The 23,638-nt window shown below is 65.8% G+C and carries 23 protein-coding genes and 2 pseudogenes; 11 read left to right on the forward strand and 14 right to left on the reverse strand.

Annotated features, from left to right (window positions below; all coding sequences use genetic code 11):
- Positions 1-80: 80 nt before the first annotated feature.
- A complete protein-coding gene (locus C5E41_RS21075) occupies positions 81-845 on the forward strand; it encodes a sigma 54 modulation/S30EA ribosomal C-terminal domain-containing protein (RefSeq protein ID WP_104377517.1) in 765 nt (254 codons plus the stop codon).
- A 9-nt stretch (positions 846-854) separates the two neighbouring features.
- Positions 855-1,811: an acyl-ACP desaturase gene (locus C5E41_RS21080; RefSeq protein ID WP_104377518.1), complete on the forward strand. Its 957-nt coding sequence runs from the start codon at positions 855-857 to the stop codon at positions 1,809-1,811.
- A 1-nt stretch (position 1,812) separates the two neighbouring features.
- Here C5E41_RS21080 and C5E41_RS21085 read toward each other — a convergent pair whose 3' ends face one another.
- The 3 genes from C5E41_RS21085 to C5E41_RS21095 all read right to left on the reverse strand — a co-directional run bounded on the left by C5E41_RS21085 (position 1,813) and on the right by C5E41_RS21095 (position 3,492).
- Entirely contained in the window at positions 1,813-2,505 is a 693-nt protein-coding gene (locus C5E41_RS21085) for a PAS and ANTAR domain-containing protein (protein WP_258081137.1), read from the reverse strand.
- A gap of 54 nt (positions 2,506-2,559) precedes the next feature.
- On the reverse strand, positions 2,560-2,994 hold the full coding sequence (locus C5E41_RS21090) for a hypothetical protein (protein ID WP_104377519.1): 435 nt from the start codon (positions 2,992-2,994) through the stop codon (positions 2,560-2,562).
- A 132-nt stretch (positions 2,995-3,126) separates the two neighbouring features.
- On the reverse strand, positions 3,127-3,492 hold the full coding sequence (locus tag C5E41_RS21095; protein ID WP_181063345.1) for an STAS domain-containing protein: 366 nt from the start codon (positions 3,490-3,492) through the stop codon (positions 3,127-3,129).
- A gap of 243 nt (positions 3,493-3,735) precedes the next feature.
- Here C5E41_RS21095 and C5E41_RS21100 point away from each other — a divergent pair, with 243 nt between their 5' ends.
- Entirely contained in the window at positions 3,736-5,115 is a 1,380-nt protein-coding gene (locus C5E41_RS21100; protein WP_104377521.1) for an ABC1 kinase family protein, read from the forward strand.
- On the opposite strand, the gene C5E41_RS34010 is transcribed toward C5E41_RS21100, so the two are convergent.
- A complete protein-coding gene (locus C5E41_RS34010; protein ID WP_181063346.1) occupies positions 5,096-5,233 on the reverse strand; it encodes a hypothetical protein in 138 nt (45 codons plus the stop codon). The two genes, C5E41_RS21100 and C5E41_RS34010, sit on opposite strands and share 20 nt — an antisense overlap.
- Before the next feature lie 346 nt (positions 5,234-5,579).
- Positions 5,580-6,737: a serine hydrolase domain-containing protein gene (locus C5E41_RS21105; RefSeq protein ID WP_181063347.1), complete on the reverse strand. Its 1,158-nt coding sequence runs from the start codon at positions 6,735-6,737 to the stop codon at positions 5,580-5,582.
- 399 nt (positions 6,738-7,136) lie between these two features.
- Between C5E41_RS21105 and C5E41_RS21110 the strand changes: the two genes are divergently transcribed.
- Positions 7,137-9,101 (forward strand): potassium transporter Kup, encoded by a 1,965-nt coding sequence (locus tag C5E41_RS21110; RefSeq protein ID WP_104377523.1) that lies wholly within the window; start codon positions 7,137-7,139, stop codon positions 9,099-9,101.
- Between the two features lie 134 nt (positions 9,102-9,235).
- Here C5E41_RS21110 and C5E41_RS21115 read toward each other — a convergent pair whose 3' ends face one another.
- The gene (locus tag C5E41_RS21115; RefSeq protein WP_258081138.1) at positions 9,236-10,987 is read right to left on the reverse strand and encodes a serine/threonine-protein kinase; all 1,752 of its coding nucleotides are present in this window, start codon (positions 10,985-10,987) and stop codon (positions 9,236-9,238) included.
- 144 nt (positions 10,988-11,131) lie between these two features.
- Between C5E41_RS21115 and C5E41_RS33390 the strand changes: the two genes are divergently transcribed.
- Complete coding sequence (locus C5E41_RS33390) at positions 11,132-11,755, forward strand: DUF6636 domain-containing protein (RefSeq protein ID WP_146097625.1); 624 nt, start codon at positions 11,132-11,134, stop codon at positions 11,753-11,755.
- Between the two features lie 148 nt (positions 11,756-11,903).
- On the opposite strand, the gene C5E41_RS21125 is transcribed toward C5E41_RS33390, so the two are convergent.
- Entirely contained in the window at positions 11,904-12,596 is a 693-nt protein-coding gene (locus C5E41_RS21125) for a GntR family transcriptional regulator (protein WP_104377526.1), read from the reverse strand.
- 329 nt (positions 12,597-12,925) lie between these two features.
- On the opposite strand from C5E41_RS21125, the pseudogene C5E41_RS36265 reads away from it, so the two are divergent.
- Both C5E41_RS36265 and C5E41_RS36270 read left to right on the forward strand, forming a co-directional pair.
- Positions 12,926-12,985, forward strand: a pseudogene (locus tag C5E41_RS36265) (hypothetical protein); the annotation flags it as partial.
- 115 nt (positions 12,986-13,100) lie between these two features.
- Positions 13,101-13,424: an SDR family oxidoreductase gene (locus C5E41_RS36270; RefSeq protein WP_439956452.1), complete on the forward strand. Its 324-nt coding sequence runs from the start codon at positions 13,101-13,103 to the stop codon at positions 13,422-13,424.
- Positions 13,425-13,580: 156 nt separating this feature from the next.
- Here C5E41_RS36270 and C5E41_RS21135 read toward each other — a convergent pair whose 3' ends face one another.
- Positions 13,581-14,402 (reverse strand): mycofactocin-coupled SDR family oxidoreductase, encoded by an 822-nt coding sequence (locus tag C5E41_RS21135; protein ID WP_104377527.1) that lies wholly within the window; start codon positions 14,400-14,402, stop codon positions 13,581-13,583.
- A gap of 157 nt (positions 14,403-14,559) precedes the next feature.
- On the opposite strand from C5E41_RS21135, the gene C5E41_RS36275 reads away from it, so the two are divergent.
- The 4 genes and pseudogenes from C5E41_RS36275 to C5E41_RS21150 form a co-directional block, all read left to right on the forward strand.
- Positions 14,560-14,823 carry an SDR family oxidoreductase gene (locus tag C5E41_RS36275; RefSeq protein WP_104377528.1) on the forward strand — a complete coding sequence of 88 codons (264 nt, stop codon included), beginning with the start codon at positions 14,560-14,562 and terminating at the stop codon, positions 14,821-14,823.
- A complete protein-coding gene (locus C5E41_RS33395; protein WP_146097626.1) occupies positions 14,759-14,974 on the forward strand; it encodes a hypothetical protein in 216 nt (71 codons plus the stop codon). The genes C5E41_RS36275 and C5E41_RS33395 overlap by 65 nt, the downstream gene beginning before the upstream one ends.
- A gap of 132 nt (positions 14,975-15,106) precedes the next feature.
- On the forward strand, positions 15,107-15,721 hold the full coding sequence (locus C5E41_RS21145; protein ID WP_104377529.1) for a GPP34 family phosphoprotein: 615 nt from the start codon (positions 15,107-15,109) through the stop codon (positions 15,719-15,721).
- 135 nt (positions 15,722-15,856) lie between these two features.
- Positions 15,857-16,621, forward strand: a pseudogene (locus tag C5E41_RS21150) (transposase); the annotation flags it as partial.
- A gap of 94 nt (positions 16,622-16,715) precedes the next feature.
- Here the strand turns inward: C5E41_RS21150 and C5E41_RS21155 are convergent.
- The 6 genes from C5E41_RS21155 to C5E41_RS21180 form a co-directional block, all read right to left on the reverse strand.
- Positions 16,716-17,750 (reverse strand): ferredoxin--NADP reductase, encoded by a 1,035-nt coding sequence (locus C5E41_RS21155; RefSeq protein ID WP_104377530.1) that lies wholly within the window; start codon positions 17,748-17,750, stop codon positions 16,716-16,718.
- Between the two features lie 65 nt (positions 17,751-17,815).
- Positions 17,816-18,541 carry a TetR/AcrR family transcriptional regulator gene (locus tag C5E41_RS21160; RefSeq protein WP_104377531.1) on the reverse strand — a complete coding sequence of 242 codons (726 nt, stop codon included), beginning with the start codon at positions 18,539-18,541 and terminating at the stop codon, positions 17,816-17,818.
- Positions 18,542-18,678: 137 nt separating this feature from the next.
- On the reverse strand, positions 18,679-20,166 hold the full coding sequence (locus C5E41_RS21165; protein WP_104377532.1) for a pyruvate, phosphate dikinase: 1,488 nt from the start codon (positions 20,164-20,166) through the stop codon (positions 18,679-18,681).
- Positions 20,163-20,948: an SDR family oxidoreductase gene (locus C5E41_RS21170; RefSeq protein ID WP_104377533.1), complete on the reverse strand. Its 786-nt coding sequence runs from the start codon at positions 20,946-20,948 to the stop codon at positions 20,163-20,165. The genes C5E41_RS21165 and C5E41_RS21170 overlap by 4 nt, the downstream gene beginning before the upstream one ends.
- Entirely contained in the window at positions 20,945-22,372 is a 1,428-nt protein-coding gene (locus tag C5E41_RS21175; protein WP_104377534.1) for an aldehyde dehydrogenase family protein, read from the reverse strand. Before C5E41_RS21175 ends, C5E41_RS21170 begins: the two co-directional genes overlap by 4 nt.
- Positions 22,365-23,567, reverse strand: coding sequence for a cytochrome P450 (locus C5E41_RS21180; protein ID WP_104377535.1), 1,203 nt, complete (start codon positions 23,565-23,567; stop codon positions 22,365-22,367). The genes C5E41_RS21175 and C5E41_RS21180 overlap by 8 nt, the downstream gene beginning before the upstream one ends.
- Positions 23,568-23,638: the final 71 nt, after the last annotated feature.

The raw sequence follows: 23,638 nt of genomic DNA on the forward strand, positions 1-23,638 counted from the left end.
CGGCTCTTGGGCGCCACCGTCGGCGTCGGCACAGTTGTCGTGCGTCGAAACGGGTCGGGTGAGCGAAAGAGGGCGAGCGGGTGTTGCGGGAATCTCAGGCATGGTCGTCGGCAGCGTTCCCGGACATCGTCATCTTCACCTGCGGGCCGGTACCCGCACTCGAGGCCGAGCGCGTGGCCGGGGCGGTGGGCCGGCTGCTGGCGCGCCACACCGTTACCGGCGGCGCCCGGGTACGGGTGACCGCCGCTCCCGGTGAGACCGAATCCCTGCTGGTTCAAGTGAATCTCGTACTACCCGATCGCCCGGTCCGGATGCAGGTGCGCACCCGCGGGCCCAACGAGGTGCTGTCGGTGGTGGTCCGGCTGGAACGGCAACTCACCGGCGCAACCGCCCGGGAGTGGCCGGATCCGGCGCGACCGGCGCTGGCCGACCCTGGAGTCGGAAAGATCGTGCGCCGCAAGGTGTTCCCACTCGACACCGTGCGCCCGAAGTCGGCCGCGGCGATGATGGACACGCTCGACTTCGACGTGCACCTGTTCGTCGACGCCGAAACCGGTGAGGATGCCGTCGTCTACCGCGCGGGCCCGTCGGGGCTGCGGCTGGCGCGCCGGTCGCGGATGCATCCGCCGTCCGATACCGGGGGCCGGGTCTTCACGGTGCACTCGCGCCCGACACCCATCCTCACCGAAGCCGCGGCGGTGGAGCGCCTGTGCGAGCACGGCCTGCCGTTCCTGTTCTACGCCGACGCCTGCACCGGGCGGGGACATCTGCTGTACCGCCGCTACGACGCGGACCTCACCCTCGTCACACCCTGTGCCGAGGTCGCATTCGACACCGAAAGGTAGATCACCAGCGTGGCACGCGAGTTGACGCAACGGGAAATCCTCACCGAACTCGAACCGGTCGCCGCCACGGCAGTGGACCGGCATCTGTCGATGGTCAAGGAGTGGCATCCGCACGACTACGTCCCCTGGGACGTCGGCCGCAACTTCGCCATGCTGGGCGGAACCGATTGGGAGCCCGGGCAATCCACGCTCAGCGAGGTGGCGAAGGCGGCGCTAGTGACCAACCTGCTCACCGAGGACAACCTGCCCTCCTACCACCGCGAGATCGCCGAGAACTTCTCTCAGGACGGCGCCTGGGGAACGTGGGTGGGCCGCTGGACCGCCGAGGAGAACCGCCACTCCGTCGTGCTGCGCGACTACCTCGTGATCACCCGTGGCGTCGACCCGGTCGCGCTCGAGAACACCCGCATGACCCATATGACCAACGGCTTCACCCCGGGGGTGGCCCGGCTCCTCGACGGCGAAGCGGGTTTCCTGTATTCGGTTGCGTACGTCAGCTTTCAGGAACTGGCCACCCGCGTCAGCCACCGCAACACCGCCAAGGTGTGCGCCGATCCGATCGCCGACCGCATGTTGCAGCGCGTCGCGCTCGACGAGAACCTGCACATGATCTTCTACCGGACCATGTGCGCCGCCGCGTTGGATCTCGTTCCCGATCAGGCGATGACGGCCATCGACATCATCGTCGAGAACTTCAAGATGCCCGGCGCCGGAATGCCCAACTTCCGCCGCAACGGAGTGCTGATGGCCAAACACGGCGTCTACGATCTGCGCCAGCACTACGAGGACGTGCTCGAACCGGTGATCCGGCAATGGGACATCTTCGGCCGCAACGACTTCGGTCCACGCGGCGAACAGGCCCGGGAACGACTGGGCGCCTTTCTGGAGAATATGGAACTGGTGCAGATCCCGCGCTTCGAGGAGCACCGCGATCGATCCCTGGCCCGCGAGCGGGCCCGCGCCTGATTCAGCGGGGACGGCGCGGTATGCGGGTGTGAGCGGTGAGCAGCAGGTGGTCGAAGGCGGTGAGCGTGTGCGGCTGCGCTTCCGGAAGCGTCTCCAGTTCGGCGACCAGCTGGGCGGCCAGGTCGCGGAGTTTGGTGTTGGTCTCCTGAGAGCGCCAGGACAGAATCTTGAACGCTTGTTCGGCATTGACGCGATACATCCACATCAGCACACCCTTGGCCTGTTCGATCACCGCGCGGTGCTCGATCACGTCGGGCAGGGCCGCCGACAGAGTTTCGCGCTCGCTCTCGGCCAGGGTCTCGGTGAGGTCGATGTAGAAGCCGGCCGTACCGATGACTGCTCCGGCATCGTCGTAGAGGCGGTCGGCGACCACCATCACGTGGTGCACCTGCCCTGCGGTGTCGATGAACCGATGCCGGCTGGAGAACGATTCGCCCATATCGACCGCGCGGGCGATGCGAGCCGCCACATCGTCGCGGTCGTCGGGGTGTTTGTGCGAGAGCAGCAGCTCGGTGGTCGGCACCACGCTGCCGGGGCGGTAGCCGTGCATCCGGTACACCTCTTCCGACCACTCCCAGCACCGCGTCGCGAACCAGAACCGGAAGGATCCGACCCGCGGCACAATGCTCGGATCAGCTGCTGCCGTTTCTCCCGCCGTGTGCTCGGGGTCGTTGTCCATGCCGTTGCGCCGCACGACACAATTATGGCCGGTGGAGATCGTTCCGGTAGCGCGGTCCGTGACGACTCTTCACATGAAGGGCCACAGGTCCGCATCGCGGTGGGTGGACCGCGCCAGCCGGGGATCGTCGGCCGAACGCAGCCAGCGCACCGGTACCCGGATCGGTTCGATCGAGGGCAGGCACGCCACTCGGCCGGTACGGTCCACGAGTGATCCCACCATGCGATATCCCTGTTTCGTTGCCAAGCCCAGGGCTGCGGCCTGGTCGTCGGTGAGCGTGATCTCGGTGTGCGAGCGTTCGATGAGTCGCAGACCCTCGACCGTCACCGGATCGGTGTCGTAGTCGACGTTGGAGACCGTGAGCCGGAAACGGGCGCCGGTGAGCAGGCTCGCCACCCACATCGATGTCCCCAGTCGCTCGCGGTCGGGATAGCGGGCGACCGGCAGTCGATGCGGGACCAGCACCACATAGGTATGCCCGATCTCCACGTCACGGGCGCGCATGGCTTCCAGAATCGTCCTCCCGGCGTGCCAGTGCAACGTTGCCGTTACAAGGCTCGCCGCGGTATCGCCCGCCTCGACCAGCGCGTCGGCGCTCCCGTGGGTTACGCCACCCGGCGGCGTTCTGCCGTCGGGTCAGCGCGCGGCGACGCCGGCACTGGGCAGATCGTCGTACACCGAGACCATCCGATCCAGGCCGGTGACCTGGATGACCCGTTTGGCGGCCCCGGACGCGACCACCCGCAACCGGCGGGGAGTCACCGTGGTCGCGGCCGCGTGCAGCACGCTCAGACCGGCTGAGCCCAGGAAACCCACTCCGGACAGATCGATCACCGGCGCGGCCTGATCGGCATCCTCGAACGCCGCGCTCATCCGGTCGAGCACACGCTGCAACTGATCGGCCGTCATCGCGTCGACATCGCCGTGCGCCGATATGACGAGCGCGCCGCCGGTCCGGTCGACCTCGACGCTCAAGCCGCTGTCATCCACCAAGACACTCATCTCCTCGCCACCGCCGTACATCACACTCGTATACAACCCCCGCCGCGCGGGCCCAAACCTCTTTTTTCTCGGCGCTCGTCGGCGGCTGTGTGCTGTTCCCACGTCGGCCGCGTATTTTCGTGATATCCACGCGAGTGGATCCGAACCGCCGAACAGTCACGGGCGGGCCGGTAGCTTGGCCTCGCCTCGCCCCACTCGGTCCGGCGCGGTGAGCGGCAGGTCCGAACGGATGGAGGTGTATCAGTGAGCAACCGGGTTCCCCACGGCCGTATCTCGCGTGGCAGCAAAGTGGGCCGGCTCGCCGCGGGACAGGCGCTGCGCGGGGTCGGCACCCGGCTGTCGATGGTGGGCCGCACCGAAGAAGCGCGCCGGCGCTTGAGTGAACGCTCGGCGATGCAGGCCGCCCAGCAGCTGGTCACCGTGCTCGGCGGGATGAAGGGCGCGGCGATGAAGCTCGGGCAGATGCTGTCGGTGCTCGACCTCGACCTCCTTCCCGAAGAACAACGCGAGATGTTCCGCACCAAACTCGCGCAACTGCGCGACCAGGCGCCGGCGTTCCCGTTCCCCGCCATGCGCGCGGTGATCGAGAACGATCTCGGCCCGATGGCGCGGATCTTCGCCGACTTCGACGAAACGCCGATCGCCGCCGCCTCCATCGGGCAGGTCTACCGCGCGCGACTACGCGACGGACGAGCGGTCGCGGTCAAGGTCAAATACCCCGGCGTCGACCGCGCCGTCGACGCCGATATGCGCAACCTGATGATGATCAGCCGCCTGTGGAAGGCGATCCTGCCCAGCGCCGCCGACGACGACGTGCTCGCCGAAATCGCCCGCAACATCGGCAGCGAACTCGACTACCACCGCGAGGCCCGCACCCAGCACCACGTCGCGACCCGTTACCGCGGCCATCCCTACATCAGCGTGCCCGACAGCATCGAACACTGCTGCGGACCCAACGTTCTGGTCACCGAGCTGGTCGTCGGCGAACCGTTCCAGCACCTGCAATCCCTGCCCGACGCCGACCGCACCCGCATCGGCGAGCTGATCTACCGCTTCTACATCACTTCCCTGTTCACCGACCACGAGTTCTGCGGCGACCCGCATCCGGGCAATATTCTGCTCACCTCGGACGGGCGACTCGCGTTCGTCGATTTCGGGCTCTACACCGCCATGAGTCCCGCCGACGTCGAACTCGAACGCGAGATCATCCGCGCCGCAGGCGAATACCGCGCCGAGCACATCTACCACTCCTGGGTCGCACGGGGCATCGTCGATCCCGACGCCGGAGTCACGCCCGAGGAATGCCTCGGCTACATCTGGGCCGCGACCGGCTGGCACCTGATCGACGAGGACATCACCGTCACCCCCGAATTGGCCACCAGCGCAGTGGTTCTCGCCGTCGACCCCCGCACGGCCGAGTTCCGCGGCATGCGCCACCAGCGCCTCCCACCCGAGCACGTGTTCTCCCGCCGCGCGGACCTGTTCACCTACGCCGTACTCGGACAACTACACACCACCAACAACTGGCACCGCCTCGCCCGCGAATGGCTCTATCACGAACCACCCGCGACCGACATCGGCGCCGATATCGCCCGCTGGCGGTTCACGGCACGATCGTCGTGATCGGCACCGCGCCGGGATAGCCTCCGTCGCGGGCATACCAGCACAGGAAGCCGTCACTGTCGGCCCACAGATCGGTCACCCACCAGCGTTCCATCCCGCCCACAGCGGAAACCGCCACCACCGCGTGATCAACAGCACGAGCAGCCCGCCACCAAGGATCGACAACTCACGTCATGCGAACGGGGGCAGGTGATCCGAGGCGTGACCCAGCAGTGGCAATGGCGGCGCTCATCGGCGCCCCTCCCACCGCGCAGACCCGACGGGCGGCATATCGGCAGCCCTACGATCGATCAGATACTGTGTCCGACAACGACTTTCGTCTCGATCACTGCTGTCGGTCACAGCGTTCCCCGGCCGCCTTCCGGGACGAATGCCGAGGTGCGCCAGCACGAGCTTCGGCCGTGGGCTGCACCAGGTAGGGGTGCGCGTTCTCCGGACCGGGCCGGCCGTACGCCCCATTCGGGTCACGTGCGGGCGCACACCGCGGCGTCGAATACGTGCTGCAGGGCTGTGGCGGAGGCGGGATCGGTGGGTCGCTGATTGGCCACCACGGTCACCGCGCGGCCCACGGCTGTGACCCCCGCGTAGGTGCGAAAGCCTGGGATCGATCCGCCGTGCCCCCACACCTGGGTGTCGCACGGTACTGCCAACCGGGCCAGGCCGAGTCCGTAGTCGATACCGGCGGGCCGGTTGGTGAGTGGTGCGATGTCGCGTTGCATCTGCGCCAGTTGGGTCGGCGCCACGAGTTTTCCGGCGAGCAGCGCGGTGAAGAATCGGTTCAGCTCCTCGCCGGTGGAGACCAGCGCACCGGCTGCTCCCGCCCAGGTGGTGTCCAACCGCGTGACGTCGACGCGGGCGCCGTTGTCGTCTTCATAGCTCTGTGGATGCGGGTCGCGCAGCCCGAGGTCACCGGCGGCCGGAAAATACGTGTGGCGCAAATCGAGTGGCTCGATGATTCGGCGGGTGACCTCTTCGCCGACGGGATGCCCGGTTACCTTTTCGAGGACCATCCCCACCAGCAGATAGTTGGTGTTGCTGTACTCGGCCTTCTCGCCCGGAGGGAAGTGCGCCGGCATGGTCGACAGCGCGCGTTGCACCAGATCGGCGGCGTCGTGGTGTTGGGTGAGCATCACGTCGTAGTCGACGTCGAGCTCCGGTAGCTCCAGATACTCCGGCACACCGCTGGTGTGCTGCATCAGATTTCGCACGGTGATGCGGCTGCCCTCGATCCTCTCGCCTCGCACCGTTCCCGGCAGATACCTTTCCACCGGTGCATCCAGGTCGACCCGCCCCTCGGCCACCAGCTGCATCATCGCCGCGGCGACGAAGGCCTTGGTGTTGCTGCCGGCCCGGACGACAGCATGATTCGGGAACGGCGCCGCGGAATCGATGTTTCCCACACCTGCCGAGGCGGTCCAGTCCCGGCCGCCCTCGGTGACGACCACTTGCACACCGGGCAGACCGGTCGCCACCGCCGCGTCCAGCGCCTGCCGCACCGCGGCCCGATCACTGTCGGAAAGCGGTTGCACATCGGTATTGCGACCCGAGTCGCAGGCCGTCAGGGCGAACATCGCGGCGACCCCGCCCGCCACGATCCGCCGAATCCTCCGCATCGAACCCATACCTGCACGGTGACACGACCACACCGAGCCCCGCATCGCCCGCAGGTCTGACCCGACCACAGGGAATGCCCCGACCCCACCCTGAGCCCGAGACCGTTCGTGTGTCCTCGAGCTGGAACGACGATCCGAATGAACAGGCGTGCGGTTGGTCAACTTCCGAGGCCCACGCCGAGTTCTGGTCCGCGAGATGAGCTGGCAGTTCCGGGCGCTGACGGCCGCATCGAAGATCCCCGCCGTGCTATCCCGATTCGGGAAAAGGCGTAATGGGCGGCCGACGCCCTGCCCACTGCTGAGAGCTTCGATTCGCCGCTGACCGGCCACGACCCGCGCCGGTCCCCGCGTCGAAGGCCGTGCGCTGTATCGTCCGACTGGCGTGACACCACAACGTGGAGGAGCAGCATGACAGGGGCGAAAGGCACCATCGGAGGCGGCCCCGCGTTCGAGGTGGAACCAGGTCAGCCGCCGAGCCAGCGCGATACCGTGCGCTGGGGTGTCGTGGTCGGCGCCCTGGGCGTGGTGTTCGGCGATATCGGGACGAGCCCGATCTACACCCTGCAAACCGTCTTCGACCCCGGCGACCCCCATCCCGTGCCGGTGAACACGAGCAACGTGTTCGGCGTGGTGTCGTTGGTGTTCTGGTCGGTGATGATCATCGTCACCGTCACCTACGTTCTGCTCGCGATGCGCGCCGACAACGACGGCGAGGGCGGCATCATGGCCTTGATCACGCTACTGCGCCGGTGGAGTTCACCACGCGGGCGAAAGACGGCCATCGGCCTGGCCGCGCTCGGAATCTTCGGCGCCTCATTGTTTTTCGGTGACAGCATGATCACGCCGGCAATCTCGGTACTGTCCTCGGTCGAGGGCATCAAGGTCGTCGAGCCGGCGTTGAAAGACCTTGTCATCCCGGTGACGGTCGTGATCATCGTGGCGCTGTTCATCGTGCAACGCCGCGGCACCGCCACGGTCGGACGGCTGTTCGGCCCCATCATGATCGCCTGGTTCCTCACCATCGGGACCTGCGGCATCGGCGGCATCGCGCACAATCCCCGCATCCTGCAAGCGCTTTCGCCCACGTATGCGCTGGGGTTTCTGGCCGGACACTTCGGGACCGCGTTCTTCGCGCTCGCCGCGATCGTGCTCGCGGTGACCGGCGCCGAGGCGCTCTACGCGGACATGGGGCATTTCGGGCGTCGCTCCATCACCCGCGCGTGGCTGATCCTCGTCTTTCCCGCCTGCACACTCAGCTACCTCGGGCAAGGCGCCCTCATCCTCGACGACGCCGGGAATATCAGCAGCCCCTTCTTCCTGTTGGCACCGGGCTGGGCACGACTGCCACTGGTGCTGCTGGCCACCGCCGCCACGGTCATCGCCTCACAAGCGGTGATCACCGGCGCGTATTCCGTCGCCTCCCAGGCCGCGCAACTGGGCTACCTGCCGCGGCTGCGCATCGCCCACACCTCCGAATCCACGATCGGCCAGATCTACGTCCCGTGGATCAACTGGTTGCTGATGGTCTCGGTACTCACCCTCGTCTTCGCGTTCCGCAGCTCGACCGCGCTGGCCTTCGCCTTCGGCATGGCCGTGACGGGAACCATCACCATCACCACCCTGCTCTTCTTCTACGTCGCACGAAGCCGCTGGCACATCCCCCACTGGATACTCGCCGCCGGAGCACTCCCCCTGCTGACCGTCGATCTGCTGTTCGTCGCCGCCAATCTCACCAAATTCGCGCACGGCGCATGGCTGCCACTGCTGATCGGCCTCACCGCATTCACAGTCATGACAACGTGGCAACGCGGCCGCCAGATCGTGACCGCCGAACGAATCCGACGAGAAGGATCACTGCGGCAATTCGTCGACGAACTCGCCGAAGGCACACCCACCGCGACGCTTGTTCCCGGCACCGCCATCTTCCTCAACCGCGGCAAGGAAACCGCTCCACTCGCGTTGCGGGCCAACGTCGAACACAACCACGTGCGCCACCACCACATCGTGATCCTGTCCATTCACACCGAACCCGTCCCCCGCATCCCCGACAGTGAACGCATCACCACCGACCCGCTGGGGCCGCCCGACGACGGCATCACCCACGTCACCGCCCGCTACGGCTACATGGAAACCCCCGACATTCCCCACGCACTCACACTCGTCGACCCACGAGACACCGAAGGCCCCCTCGACCTCGACCGCGCCTCGTACTTCCTGTCCACCATCGAACTCCGCCGCGGCGCCGCGCCCACCATGGCCTCATGGCGCAAACGCCTGTTCATCGCCACCTCCTACATCACCGCCGACGCCGCCGACTACTTCGGCCTCCCGCGCGACCGGACCATCATCATGGGCTCACAAATCGAGGTATAGACCGCGAGACCGATGCCCGAATCCGAAAGCCCTTGCCCCGGCGTGACGAGTCACAGGCACCTTCGGGAGGTCGAGCACCACACGCACTCCGCCATGGGGTGAGCCGCCGACGGGCCCTGCCGACACTGGACGGCTCAGATCGGCGCGTGGGTCCACCAGTTGTCATAGACATCGGCTGCACCCGAGCCGCCCGAGGCCGTCACCACGCAGAAATCGCGGCCCGGATCGTCGAATGCCACCGATAACAAGCCGAATCCGGAATAGCTGTCACTGGCCCAGCGCACAGTTCCGGTGCCGGAGGTCCGAGTCCAGCGCTGCTCGTGCACGTCCGCCAAGCCCGGATCGGCGGAGTAGGTTTGCGGCGTCCGACCCGGATCACACCATATATTGACGCTGAAACCCTGCTCCGACGGACAGTGCAGGCGGCGCGCGTCGGATTCCCCGAGATCGCACCGTAGGCCTTGATAGCCGGTGCCGTCCGGGGTGGCCGGCAATAGCCCCGGAAAAGTGTCGACGATATAGGCGACCGGTCCCCACGCCGCCGATCCTTGGGCGGTGGTCGTCACCGTCGCGCTGAAACGCCCGGTACTCGGTTCGGTTGCCACCGCTGACGTGGTGACGGGGGCAGCGGTTGCGGTGTCTGACGGGATGGCACGGCCGGAACCGAAGGCACCGAATCGCACGGCGATCGCGATCACCACCGCGATCAGAACCACCGCGGCGAGGCCACCACCGATCAGCATCAGCCGGGAACTTCCGGACGCGGGCCCAGGCCTCCCTCCGCGCGCAGGATGCGTCGTGGCACCGCCGGGCCGCTGTAACGCGCGATTGCCGACCCCGCCGATAGTTTGCGCCGATCCGGAAGAGCTACCGGTGCCGAACGTCGCATGCGTTCTCTCGCTCGGGAACACCTGGCCGCCTCGAGGATTCACGCGCCCGCCGAGGCCGATGCCCGCACCCGAGGATCCCTCCCCGGGAACCGGTATCGGTCCGCCTCGGGAAATGACAGATGTGTTGGGCTGCGGCACAGGGTTGTTCATGCTCGAAGGTGGCAGCCCTTCGACCGATGCCCGCCGCGCCGCATCCGCCAGTTCAGCACAGCTGGAATACCGTTCGCGCGGGTTCTTCGCCATCGCTCGGGCTATGACCTCGTCCATCGCTACGGGAAGGTGGCCGCCCGCTGTGGAGGGTCGCGGCGGTGGCGCGCTCAGATGCGCGGCCATGATCGCGGCGGGTGCTCGTCCAGCGAATGGAGCTGTGCCGGTGAGTAATTCGTACAATGTCGCGCCGAGTGCGTAGACGTCGGCGCGGTGGTCGATCGCCCCGCCCTCGAATTGTTCCGGCGCCGCATACGCGATACTGGCCAGGATCGTGCCGGTGCGGGTCAGCGCGGTGCCGGATTCAGCCGGGCGGGCAATGCCGAAATCGGTGATGCGTACCGCACCGTCGGTGGACAGTAGAATGTTGGGCGGTTTCACGTCTCGATGGAGTAGTCCGGCCTGGTGCACCGCGTCCAGTCCTGCTGCCGCCTCGGTGATGATTCGTACCGCCCGCTCCGGCGACAGCGGTCCCTGTGCACGTAGCAGTGCCGCCGCGTCCTGGCCCTCGACGTATTGCATCGCGATCCAAGCCAGATCCCCCTCCACACCACGATCGCGTACCGCGACCACGTTCGGATGGTCGATGCGCGCCGCCAACTCGGCCTCACGCTGGAAACGCGCCCGAAACTCCGGATCGGTGGCCAGTTCTGGAGCCAGGATCTTGATCGCGTCGAGGCGCGGTAGTCGCGGATGCTCCGCAACGTACACCGTGCCCATTCCGCCGGCCCCAAGCCGCCGCACAATCCGATAGCCGGCGAATATCTCGCCGGGCAGCAATCGCGTCACCACCCGTACCTCCCGGCGGGCACCTTATCGCACCCGGACTGGAATGCCTCACGAACCGGACATACCGCAGAAGACGACAAGGATCTGTTAAGCAGCGTCCACGATAATCGGGCCACTCTCCGTACAACCGAAAGCAGTGAGGCCATGAAAGCAGCGAAACCGGCATCGGCAGTGAGCAGTTCGACGCAGCGACATACCGTAGCGGCCCGCCCGTCGAACGAACCGGCTGCCCTCTCGAATCGAGCTAGAACGTCTGCGCCGCAGGGCGGCCCGAATTCCAGTCACCCAGCCTCCGAGCATGATTCGACGCGCAACCGCCGGAGGCTACAGCGGCTCACCACGACGGTCGCGGCGCCCGTCGCGCTACTCGTCGCGGCGGCCGGGGCGGCGTGGGCCCACCCCGGCGGAGATCAGCACTCCTACAGCGCGTTTCGCACACCGTCGTCGAATATCGCCTGCGCTATCGAATCCGACGGCACCGGCGTGCGCTGCGACATCGTGGACTACACATTCACCCCGCCACCACGTCCCGCCGGCGGCTGCGGCGACACCGGTTACGGCCACTCGGTCGCGATGTCGGTCGATCGAGCCCCGCAGTTCATTTGCGCCGGCGATACCGTCGCCGCGCCCGATCTACCGGTCCTCGACTACGGCCAGACCACCCGCCTCGGCCACGTGGAGTGCTACTCCACCACCGACTACGTGTACTGCGACATCGACGACGGCCGCACCTCGTTCCAACTCGCCCGCGACTTCTACCGGCTCTGACAGCGAAACCGGACATCGCGGACGAGAATCTCCGGAATGTACACCGATGTACGTTCCCGAGACAACCAACTATTGATCATTGGCGGTTGCTGCCGTTAGCAGTGCTGCTTGTTCGGAAATGACACGACACCGTTCTGCAAGGTGGGTATCACCTCAACCCGACGGCACCCGCTCCTATGACGGCCTCGATGTGTTTCTGAGAGTGGGCGAGATGTTCGCGCACAGCCTCTCCCGCTGCGACCGCGTCTCGGCGCCGCAGAGCGGCGGTTATCTTGCGGTGTTCGGTATCGGCTTCAGCGCGATAGCCGCTGCCGCTCGATGCAGCCTGGGAAAGAAACCGAAGATACACGGCAGAGGCGTCGCGGAGCTGATCGATGATCCCCGACAGGCGGGGGCGATCGGCCTTGGCGTAGATCTGTGCGTGCAACTCGCGGTTGAGCCGGTCACGACGGATAGGATCGGTCGTCTCGTGCATCTCGGTGATGATTGCGTCGAGCATGTCGATGTCGACATCGGCGAGTCGGGGTGTCGCAAGCCGTGTAGCCAGAGGCTCCAGTTCGAGACGAATCTCGTATGTCTCGCGCAGTTCATGAACTGACGGTTCGAAGACAACGACGCCGCGATTCGCGTCGCGCCGCATCAGCCCCTCCTGGGACAGTGTCGCGAATGCCTCTCGAACCGGGGTGGTACTCACTCCGAATCGAGCGGCAACCTCGCTCTGCCGAAGCCGTGCGCCAGGTTTGATTACTCCCTGCAGCACCTCCTGCCGCAGGCGCTCGGCGACTTCGAGCGAACGGGTGGCCTGCGCTCTCGACGCGACACCCGGTCCGAAAGCTGTCATGCGCCGATTTTAGCCCAATCCATCGGTCGCTCAGCACACCGAACATGTCGATTGTGTACAATATCGCATCGGTTGCGCGACACTGAGCGGTCGAGCGCCGGGGATGCACTGGGAACCGCCCCTGGTTCGAATACAGCCGAATCCATTGCGCAACCAAGTCGAAAGATATGCGATTTCGACCGCAGTGCACTATTTGAGCAGTTGACATACAATTCGGCGAAGCTTGCCTTGCAAGGAGATCGACCCATGACGAGTACATCGACGGGGGATTACGGACGGTCGTAGTTACCGGGTGTAGTTCCGGAATCGGCGCGGCGACGGCCACTCAGTTGCTGGAGCGCGGCGCCCGAGTCATCGGACTGGACTTGAAGGCGCCGGCACTGGGCTTCGAATTCCATCAGGTCGATCTCGACGAACCGGAATCGATCGCGGCAGCGGCCCGGAAGATCGGAGACGGCGTCGACGGCTTGGTCAGGGGCGGGTTACAACCTCGCCAAGGAGGCGGTGGTTTGCTACACCGCAGCGAAGGCCTTGGAGTTTGCGCGGCGAGGAATCCGGATCAACTGCGCCGCACAGGGACTCACCGAGACGCCGATTCTCGACTACAGCGTCAGATCGCTGGGCCAGGATTATCTCGACGCGATCCCCAAACCGCTCGGCCGCTTGGCGACAGCCGAGGAACAGGCCAGCGTGCTCTGCTTCCTTGTCGGTACAGGTGCCAGCTATCTGAGCGGCCAGACCATCTGGGTGGATGGGGGCTACCTCGCCGGGGTCGAATCCGGCCTGGACGGCACCGGGCGGCTGGACTGTCGGAGAGGAACATGCTGAGCTGCCGGCTTGCGGAGGGAGGCCTCGGGATCCCGAGCGGGCCTACGAGATCCCGAAGCTGAGTTACCTCGCCCAGCCGAAATGAAGCTGACTACTGCGCTGTGGCCTCTTCGGATGCCTTTCGGCGGAGCAACCCCGCGAAGCCGGATCATAGGCCTACTTGACGACGAACCCAGCGTCGACCGGCAGCGTCACTCCGGTGACGTACCGGGCTTCGTCGGACACGAGCCATGCGACGGCGGCGCTGACATCGCTGGATTCGAGCGCGGGCACATCCAGCAGATTGGTCAGTGCGGACATCTGATCCGCCGAGCTCTGGAGGTACTCGGCCATGGAGTCATTCACAATCATCGGGGTGTTGACTCCGGTCGGGTGCACGCTGTTGACGCGGATCGAGTGCTGCGCGAGCCAATTCGCGTAGGAGCGCATGAGGCCGACTAGACCATGCTTGCTGGCGACGTAGCCGTCCATGCCGCCGGTGCCGTTGCCGCCGCGGCCGGTGAGGCCTTGAGTGGAACTCGTCAGCACGATCGAACCACCCTCGCCACGCTCTATCATCCTGCCGACCGCAGCGTGGACGGTGTTGCGGACCCCGTAGAGGTTCACGGCAACGGTGTCCAGGAAAGCCTGGTTCGGATCCTTCTCGTGCAAGGTCATAGGCGCAATACCTGCGTTGGCCAGAATGATGTCGATTCGACCGAGTTCTGCATAGCCCTCTTCGAACGCGTTACGAAGGGCCTCGAAATCTCGGACGTCCGCTTGGCGCGCAACGATCCGCCGGTCGAGCTTTTCCACCTGGCGGGCGGTCTCCTCGAGATCCGCGGGTGTGCTCATCGGATACGGAACGCTGGCGATCTGATCGCAGATATCAATAGCAATGATGTCGGCGCCTTCTTGCGCCAAACGGAGGGCGTGGCTGCGACCCTGGCCGCGCGCGGCGCCGGTGATCAGAGCGACCTTACCGTCAAGGGATCCCATAAATCTTCCTTTTCTCAGGCGATTGTCTGCGAGCACGAGGCCCGGTTGGCTTCGGGCTCCGTGCTTGCGTTGCCCCACCGGCCCTCCACTCAGCTGATGGCGTGAAGGACCGGCTTCGGTCAGCCTAGCCCCTTTATTGACACAAAACCAGAGTATAATGCACAATGTGTCGCCAGGATGCGTCATTCGGAGGCTTGCTCATGGTGAACGGCTCGCGTATCGATCCACTGACGCCGAGACCATCTATTCGGCCTCGAAAGCGGCGGTCATTCACCTGACCCGTATCGCCGCCCTCGAACTCGGAAAAGCCGGGATCCGCGTCAACGCCATCTGCCCCGGGAGCGACCCGGACGGCGATGACAGCGCCCTTCTTCAACGAGGAATACGTCAGGCTCACCAAAGAGTTGACCCCGCTGGGTGAAGTGGGCAAACCCGAATACATTGCCGACGGCATCGTGAACGTGTTGCGCTCGGACTGGATCACAGGCCAAGCGATCGTTGTCGACGGCGGCGCCGGGCTCGTCACTGCCCGAGGAAGTAAACGCGACATCGACAGCATCAGCCCCAAGTGAACTGCCCCCTCAGCGTTGGCCGCTACTGGAATGCTCCCGGAAGTTTGGCCTGAGGAAATCGGTTCCAATTGATCACCGGCGCGCCACGACCTCTCAGCGATTCCACAGCCGCCCCGCCCCACGGTGGTGGCCATGACCCCGGTTTCCCACGATCTGATGTGGCTGCTGCTCGACGACGACACCGGTCGATTACTGGTCGACAGGCATACCGCCAGCCGCGCCTTAGCCGTCGCTGCCCTCGCCGACAACGCCAGTGGCGCAGCGAACTACCGGCCGACGGTGTCACCGCGGCGGCTTCGCCAGCGGTCGCTGGACGCACTACACTCCGCCGGCCGGGTGCGCCGCGACCGGATCAGGCTCGGCGGCGTGATCTCGCGCACGACATGGCCCACCGCCGATCTGCCCGGCAAGCAGGCGCTGCGCCGTTCACTGCAACGCGCGCTGTTCGACGCCCAGCCCGCCGAGGACCCCACGCGCGCATTGATCGCGATCCTGCACACCGCGGGCGCCTTGGCCATCCAGTGCCCGCGATGGCCGAACCGCGAAACCATCTACTGGGCACAGCAATTCATCGCCCAGCACCACGACTGCACTCACCTCGCCGAATCGCTGACTGATATCGAACGCCAGGCACTCGCCGACTCCCTGAGCTTCGGAGCTCGGCCATTGTTCGCGAGCAATGATCAAACCCTGTGGATGACCGGGGAGGGAGTACCTTCCCGGATGATCTTCGAATCCGAGGTTTGATCAGTCCTGGCGCGCCAACGCCGGGTGGGAAGGTAGGTCCCATGCTCAAAATAGTCGACGGCGGCTCCGAGTCCGATCAGGGTGGTGCTGGGGCCGGTGGGTCGGGTTCACCGATCGATGAGATCGCGCGTGAGGGGCTCCGGGGCCGGGCCCTCGCCGGCGTCGGTCACCCGGCTGACCGGCCAGTGGCAGACGAGGCCACCGCGTTCGCTTGCTGGGACCTCTCGGGCACCGATTACGCGTATCTGTAGGTCGACGGCATCCACGTCGAAGTGCGCTTGGAGCAGGAGAAACTCTGCTTGCTGGTGATGATCGGGGTCCGCACCGACGGCCGCAAGGAACTGGTCGCGATCACTGACGGCTATCGCGAATCGACCGAGTCATGGGCTGATCTGCTGCGTGATGCCTGTCGCCGCGGCATGACCGCCCCGGTGCTCGCGGTCGGTGACGGCGCGCTCGGGTTCTGGAAAGCGCTGCGCGATGTGTTCCCGCAAACCCGGGAGCAACGATGCTGGTTCCATAAATCCGCGAACGTTCTCGCCGCGCTCCCGAAATCAGCGCATCCCGGTGCGCCCCGGCGATGAAGGATATCTACAACGCCGAGGACATCGACAAGGCCCAGCTCGCAGTGAAGTCCGATCGAATCCACCTTCGCCACGGTGAGACTTCGCACGAAGGTCACCAAGGGGCCGGGCTCACGCGCGGCCGGAATCGCCATGGCCTACAAGCTGATCGAGGCAGCCCAGACCCGGTGGCGCACAGCCAACGCCCCCGAACTCGTCGCCCTCGTCCGCAACCGAGCCCTGTTCCACCAAGGCAAGCTGCTCGAACGACCCCGCGACATCAACCCCGGCGTCATCAACGGACCCCGCCGACACCACCGGATCGGAAGTCGCCTGAAACTCACCGAACCACAGGTTTTGACAATTCCTCCCAATTCGGCGATGAACTGACCGATGTCATCGGCGCCTGATGGCGGTGGGGGCGGGCCACTTCAGAACTCGACTTCGAGTTCGGGGCTTGTGGGCCGGGCCTGGCAGGCGAGGATGTAGCCGTCGGCGACATCGTCCGGGTCGAGCGCCTCGGTGCGACCAGGGTCCACAGTGCCCGCGGTGAGGCTACACATACATGAACCGCAGTCGCCTTCGCGGCACGAGAACGGTGCGTCGATCCCGGCGTCGAGCATGACATCGACGAGGTTCGCCGACGCCGGCCAGGCCAGGGTATGGGTCTCGCCGTCCAGTCGGACGGTCACAGTAGAGGCGTTGCCTGTATCGGTGAGTGGCGCGGCGGGACGGAAGGGGTCGCCGGTCAGGGATATGAACTCCTCCACGTGGATACGCGAGCGCTCGACACCGAGATCGCGCAACGCCTCGCCCACTGCCTGCATGAAGGGGGCCGGCCCGCACAGGTAAGCGTCACGGCTGGAGTGTGTGCGGGCAAACTCGGCGATGCCCGCCGGTGTCGGCAGGCCTTGTTCGCTTTCGAGCCAGTGCTGCACCGTCAGGCGTCCCGGGAACCGCTCGCTCAACCCTCGCAACTCCGCCTCGAAGATGATTGAACTCGGGTCACGGTTGGCGTAGAACAGTGCTACCCGACCGTCGGCGTGGGCGAGGACGCTTTTGAGAATCGACATGACCGGGGTGATGCCGCTGCCTGCGGCGAACAGCAGGAAATCGCCGCGAAGGTCGCCGGGGGCAAAGGTGCCCGAGGGCGGCAGCACATGAAGTTGCGAACCCTCATCGACGTTGTCGCAGAGCCAGTTCGAGCCGTATCCGCCGCTGACGCGCTTCACCGTTACCTTGAGTTCGTCGTCGGTGTGAGGCGAGCTCGCCAGTGAGTAGCAACGCGCGACCGAGCCGGTGCGTTCACTGGGCACCCGAACTGTGAGGAACTGGCCGGGCCGGTAGGCGAACTTGTCGCGCAGTTCGGCGGGGACCGACAAAACGATCGATCGCGCGTCGGGTGTCTCCTCGATCACACGACGCACAGTTATTGCGTAACCCAGCAAGGGAAGAGTTCGGGTCATAAAGGGCATCTTTCGGACACGATGGCCCTACAGGGCCGGGAAAGGTCTCGGGAGGAACGGAGCGGTCAGGACAGCGAAGCTCTGTCGTCGTGCACGAGTGGCAGCGCGCGGAACCAGACCTCGCCGATCGCCTTGCCGAGTTCGTCGATACGTTCACGCCGCGGCGTAGCGTTGACGAGGCCGACATGGATGTAGGCCATCTGCTCGGTCATACATCCCAGGGTTTCGGCGAGCAGTACGGTATCGGCCTCACCGATGCGCCCGTTGTCCTGGAGCCGCTGCAGCCAGCGTTGAATCCGTTTCACGAAGTCGCCGCGTATGTTCAGCCACAGCTGCGCGAAGCCTTCGTTCGCGCTGGCGGCTGCCGCTTCACGTAACAAGCGCAGCACCTTGCGATGGCGCGAGTAAGCGTGAAGGTATGCGACGTTCACATCGACGAGAACCGTCATTTCGTCCTCGTTCGACAGCCGTCGCGACATTGCGTCGGCCAGCTCGGCCAGGCCAGGCCGCAGGACAGCGAGGAAAACATCATCGAGGCTCGAGAAGTGCCGGTAGAAGTTTCCCTGGGAGATATCCGCACGGTGGGTGATGTCGGAGATACGAGTGCGGGTGTATCCGTATTCGCTGAAGCATTCAGTGGCCGCCTGGACGATCTTCGCGCGGGTTTGTTCGCCGCGGCGATTAGGACGCTTGGCCACCGGAGCCTCCGCACCGAGGAGCCCCGCATCTGTGAATGCGTCGTCAACGGTGCGGGACGCACGAGCCGGTTCCGGAACGGAGTTCTGCGTCATGGTCCGCCTTTCACCCGAAAGCTCGTTTGCGACGAAGTTATCACTAACCGTAGCGTCCCGTTGACCGGCGGCGTGTCGCGTCCGCCGCGGTGCAAGTGCACCGGTCGAGGGCTCAGCTGCTCTGGGGGCCATGAGCATTACGCCCGTTCGAGACTGCGCGCGAGCGGCGCCAGAGGATGGTCCCGGGGCACGGGCACAGGCAGATACGACAGCAACTCGGTCAGGTACTCGTCGTACTCGGCGATCTCGGTGGAGGTGGCGTTGCCGTCGAAGATCCTGCCGGTTGTGCCGTCGACGGTGACGGTCCGCCCGTTGAGGGTCGACATCGTTCCTTCACCGCAGCCGACGACACACGGAAGTCCGATTTCCCGGCACACCAGTGCGGCATGTGACGTCGCGCCACCGAATTCGGTTACCACGGCCGCCGATTCGAACATTGCGGGAACGTCGTCGGGCGCGGTGGCCGGCCGTACCAGGACCACGGCCACACCCTCGGCGGCCAGTTCTCGGGCGGTGTCGAGATCGGCGACTGCCTGGCCGACCGCGATGCCCGGGCCGGCCGCGATACCCGAGGCCAGCACCTCGCGATCGGTGTGAACGGATCCGGTCGCGGCGATCATTTCGGCCTGTTCGGCCGAGATGCGGCGCAGTGCTTCCTCCTTGTCGATGGCGCCTGCGCGCACGAACTCTACGGCGATTCGGACTGCGGCGGTCGGAGACCGCTTGCCTGCACGGCACTGCAGCACGTAGAGCCGGTCGCTTTCGACTGTGAATTCGATGTCGACCAGGTCGGCGTGTTCTGCCTCCAGTGTCGAGGCGATGTTCGCCAACGCATCGTAGAGGTCTGCGCGTTCGGTGCGCAGTGTGTCGAGCGGAGAAGGTGTCTTCTCGCCGGAAACGACGTCCTCCCCCTGGGCCCGGGCCAGCCACTCACCGTAGAGCCGGGCAGCGCCGGTTGCCGGGTCACGACTGAACATGACGCCGGTGCCCGAGCACTCGTCACGGTTGCCGAAGACCATGGCCTGCACCGTCACTGCCGTGCCGCCGCCGGTGCCGAGGCCGTGACGCTCGCGGTAGGCGCGCACCCGCTCATTGGTCCAGGAATCGAATACCGCCCCGATAGCGGCCCGCAACTGCTCATACGGGTCCGCCGGCGGCTCACTGCCAGGTTGCTTACTGACGATCGCGGCGTAGCTCGTTCGGAAGCGGTTCCATGTGTCCTCCGCCCATTCTGGATCGCCGGTCTCGGCGGCCAGTGCCGCACGCAACTCGGGTGTCAATCCGAGGTTCAGCACCGTGTCCATCATGCCCGGCATGCTTTGGGCAGCGCCGGAGCGCACCGAGACCAGCAAGGGTGACGGTCCTGCGCCGAAGCGGCGGCCCGTCTGGCGTTCCAGCTCTCCCATCTGCTGCAAGACCTGCTGCCACACTGTGTCGGGCAAAACGCGACCGTTGTCGTGGTACTTCGCGCACACATGTGTCGGCAGCGCGAAGGCCGGTGGCACCGGAAGCCCGAGTGACCGCATCTTGTTGACGCTGTAGGCCTTGCCGCCGAGGGTTTCTTTGGTACCCGGTGTCATACCGTCGAGCGCGACGACGTCGGACAGTGGCGAGGATGCATTCATCGGTGAAGTCCTTCTGCAACAGGAAAGGGCGCCGAGCGAGTAGCGAACAGGCCACCCTCGACGGGTATATCGATGCCGTTGACCCACGAGGCGTCCGGCGACAGCATGAAATCGATGACCGCCGCGATCTCTTCGGGTCGTCCGTGGCGGCCGACCGCGCCCGCCGAACGCTCCATCGCCTCGATCCCCATGCTGGCGGTGAAATCGGCCAGGATCGGGGTTTCGACCGGGCCAGGGCTGATGCTCAGCGCCCGGATGCCGCGTCCTACCAGATGAGCGGCCAGCGCGCGGGTCCAGTCGACCAATACGCGCTTGGAGGTGTCGTAGGCGGCGGGGCCGTCGGTCGGGTGCCGCCGCAGCCACTCGTCGAGCTCGCCGAGTCCGCGGGCGGCCGCCAGTTCGGCGATTGCTTCAGGCGACCGAGTATTGCGATGTGCGGCGACCGACGCGACGTTGACAATCGTGGCGCCTGCGCCCATGCGACCTAGCAGATCAGCGACCAATAGTTGGGGGGCAAGCACATTGACCGCCAACACCGTGTGTGGGGAGGCAGTTCCGGGCACCCCTGCCACATTTGCCAGTCCGGAGAGGGCGGCGGGCAGCTGGCTCGTTGTCGCGTGGATCGCGGTGGGATCGGCCAGATCGCAGGTGAAGGTAACCACCCCGGGGACCGGGCACATATTGCGGTCGATGACGACGACGTCGGATCGAGCGTGCAGGCGTTGAACCAGAGCCAGGCCTATGCCCGAGGACCCGCCGGTGACCACGATGGGGGCGCTCATGCCATCACCGCCCGGACCTCGATGAACTCCTCGATGCCGAGCGTGCCGAGCTCCCTGCCGTAGCCGGAATTCTTGCGCCCGCCGAACGGCACGGACGGCCGCGTTCGGGTGCGTACTCCGTTGATCTTGACCTGTCCCACGTCCAGGCGGCTGGCCACCGTCTTGGCACGGTCGGTGTCGGCGGACCAGATTTCGGCCGAGAGCCCGTACTCGCAGTCGTTGGCGATGCGCACGGCGTCGTCGGTATCGGTATAAGTCTGGATCACGATGACCGGTCCGAAAATTTCCTCCCGCACCGCTCGGGCGTTCTCATCCAGATCGGTGATGACGGTCGGGTCGACGAAATAGCCGTGGTCGCAGGCTTGGGAAGGCTTGGCGGAGCCGGTTATCAGGGTGGCTCCCGCAGCGATCGCGCCGTCGATATATTCCAGCACCCGGTCGCGCTGACGCGCCGACGCCAACGGGCCGAGCCGGGTGGCCGGATCGGCTGGGTCACCCAGGGTGTATCGCTCGATGTGGGCGTGCACCAAGGCGCCGACGTCGGCGAGGGCGGCGGCCGGCACCAGCATGCGAGTGGTCGCATTGCACGCCTGCCCGGAGTTGACCAGCCCGCTGCCGAGCGCTCCTTCGACTGCGGCATCCATATCCGCATCCGGCAACAACAGCACAGGCGATTTGCCACCCAGTTCGAGGGTGCAACGGGTCAAGGTACGTGCGGCCAAGCCCGCGACGGTGCGCCCCGCGCCCACGCTCCCGGTGAACGTGACGTGTCCCAGTCCGGGATGCCCGGCCAGCGCCGCACCGCTCACCGGCCCGGTGCCGGTGACGATATTGAGCACGCCGGGCGGACAGCCGGCTTCAAGGAACAATTCGGCAAGGACGCCTGCGTCGAAGGGGGTCAGCTCGGAGGGTTTGAGCACGATAGTGCAGCCTGCGGCCAGCGCGGCGGCAACCTTCGCGACGATTTGGTGGACCGGGAAATTCCACGGCGTGATCGCGGCGACCACCCCTGCGGCTCCGCGTTCGAGGGTGGCGCCTTCGATAAGCTCCGACCACGGAAACTGTCTCGCGGACTCGGCAGTGGCACGGAGCACGGCGGCCGGCAACTCCGCCTGGGTGGCCCGTGACAGCGCCACGGGCATGCCCATCTCCTGACTGACCAGCCCAGCGATGGTGTCGGTGTCACGCAACAGCTTGTCTGCGACGCGTTCGAGCAGTTCGGCGCGCTCTTCGACAGCGGTAGCGGCCCAGCCTGCCGATGCCTCGTCCGCAGCAGCGACGGCTTGCGCGACCAGGTCGGGCCCACACTCGCCGACCTCGCCGATAGGTTGCTCGGTGAACGGGTCGATCACCGGTATGCCGTCTCCATCGGGAGTGATCCACTCGCCAGCGATGAGGGATCGTGCTCGTCCGTACTCAGCCATCGATTCGCTCCATCTCCACCGGAAGCGTCTTGATTCCACGGAAGAAGTTGCTGCGCAAGCGCGCCGGCTCGCCGACGACGCGCACGTCGATTCCGCGTTCGATCAAGCGGGTGAACAGCAGCCGCGCTTCCAGGCGTGCGAGGTGGTTGCCGAGACAGGCGTGCTCGCCCCATCCGAAACCGAGGTGTTCGTTGGGGAAGCGGTCTCCGATGAACAGGTCCGCATCGGTGAAGGCGCGCTCGTCGCGGTTGGCCGAGCAGAACCACATCACGACCTTGTCGCCGGCCTTGATCGTCTTGCCGTGCATCTCGACATCGCGGGTCGCGGTGCGGCGCATCGACAGCACGGGCGACACGAAACGGATCATCTCTTCCACCAGCACCCGGATCCGGTTCGGGTTTTCCCGAATCACCTCCCACCATTGCGGGTTCTCGTGCAGGGCCAGTACGCCACCACTGAGCAGATTGCGGGTGGTTTCGTTGCCGGCGACCATCAGGATCAGGTAGTAGGCGTCCAGATAACCGCGCTCGAGCTTTTTGCCGTCGACCTCCGCCGCCGTCAGCACGCTGACCAGATCCTCGGCGGGGCATTCGCGTCGTTGCGCTTCCAGCGCGCGGAAGTAGTCGAAGACTTCGTCGCGGGCGCGGACCGCGGTTTCGGGACCGGCAGAGTAATCCGGGTCCTCCGAGGCCATCTGATTGGTCCACCGCAGCAGATGCGGGCAGTCCTGGATCGGCGCCCCGAGCAGGCGTCCGATCATGACCAACGGCAATTGCGCGGCGATCTCGGCGACGAAGTCGATCCGCCCAGCCCCGACCGCCTTGTCCAGCAACATGTCGATCACCGCCGTGATGTCGGCTTCGAGCGCCTTCACCTTCGAGGGTCGCACGTGCGGAGTCACGATCTTGCGCAGCGGCCCGTGTTCGGGCGGGTCGACGTGGTGGATACTGCGGCCACCTTCACCTTCGGCGCGACGACTTGCTATCTGGGTACCCTCGACCACAGTGAAACGTGCGTAGTCGGCCGCGACCGCTTTGACATCGGCGTAGCGGGTGACCGACCAGAAACCGGGCCCATCGGGCTCCTCGTTCCAATGCAACGGGTCCTCGTCACGCAAGCGTGCGAATAGCCGGTCGTCCTCACCACACTCGAAGGCTCGCAGGTCCATCAGATCGATGTCACTGCTGATTGCCATCTCGGCCTCCCGATACTCAGCTTTCCAGTTTGCGACTGTATCTTCACTAAATCACAGAACGGGAAGTTTGG

Source organism: Nocardia nova, assembly GCF_002933465.1.
GTDB classification, from domain to species: Bacteria; Actinomycetota; Actinomycetes; order Mycobacteriales; family Mycobacteriaceae; genus Nocardia; species Nocardia nova_B.

Excerpts from the sequence above, each read along its gene's own strand:
- C5E41_RS21090 (WP_104377519.1), bottom strand. The coding sequence starts at position 2,994 with ATGCGCGCCCGTGACGTGGAGATCGGGCATACCTATGTGGTGCTGGTC.
- C5E41_RS21095 (WP_181063345.1), bottom strand. The coding sequence starts at position 3,492 with ATGAGTGTCTTGGTGGATGACAGCGGCTTGAGCGTCGAGGTCGACCGG.
- C5E41_RS21105 (WP_181063347.1), bottom strand. The coding sequence starts at position 6,737 with ATGGGTTCGATGCGGAGGATTCGGCGGATCGTGGCGGGCGGGGTCGCC.
- C5E41_RS21110 (WP_104377523.1), top strand. The coding sequence starts at position 7,137 with ATGACAGGGGCGAAAGGCACCATCGGAGGCGGCCCCGCGTTCGAGGTG.
- C5E41_RS33390 (WP_146097625.1), top strand. The coding sequence starts at position 11,132 with ATGAAAGCAGCGAAACCGGCATCGGCAGTGAGCAGTTCGACGCAGCGA.
- C5E41_RS21125 (WP_104377526.1), bottom strand. The coding sequence starts at position 12,596 with ATGACAGCTTTCGGACCGGGTGTCGCGTCGAGAGCGCAGGCCACCCGT.
- C5E41_RS21135 (WP_104377527.1), bottom strand. The coding sequence starts at position 14,402 with ATGGGATCCCTTGACGGTAAGGTCGCTCTGATCACCGGCGCCGCGCGC.
- C5E41_RS36275 (WP_104377528.1), top strand. The coding sequence starts at position 14,560 with ATGCACAATGTGTCGCCAGGATGCGTCATTCGGAGGCTTGCTCATGGT.
- C5E41_RS33395 (WP_146097626.1), top strand. The coding sequence starts at position 14,759 with ATGACAGCGCCCTTCTTCAACGAGGAATACGTCAGGCTCACCAAAGAG.
- C5E41_RS21145 (WP_104377529.1), top strand. The coding sequence starts at position 15,107 with ATGACCCCGGTTTCCCACGATCTGATGTGGCTGCTGCTCGACGACGAC.
- C5E41_RS21155 (WP_104377530.1), bottom strand. The coding sequence starts at position 17,750 with ATGACCCGAACTCTTCCCTTGCTGGGTTACGCAATAACTGTGCGTCGT.
- C5E41_RS21160 (WP_104377531.1), bottom strand. The coding sequence starts at position 18,541 with ATGACGCAGAACTCCGTTCCGGAACCGGCTCGTGCGTCCCGCACCGTT.
- C5E41_RS21165 (WP_104377532.1), bottom strand. The coding sequence starts at position 20,166 with ATGAATGCATCCTCGCCACTGTCCGACGTCGTCGCGCTCGACGGTATG.
- C5E41_RS21170 (WP_104377533.1), bottom strand. The coding sequence starts at position 20,948 with ATGAGCGCCCCCATCGTGGTCACCGGCGGGTCCTCGGGCATAGGCCTG.
- C5E41_RS21175 (WP_104377534.1), bottom strand. The coding sequence starts at position 22,372 with ATGGCTGAGTACGGACGAGCACGATCCCTCATCGCTGGCGAGTGGATC.
- C5E41_RS21180 (WP_104377535.1), bottom strand. The coding sequence starts at position 23,567 with ATGGCAATCAGCAGTGACATCGATCTGATGGACCTGCGAGCCTTCGAG.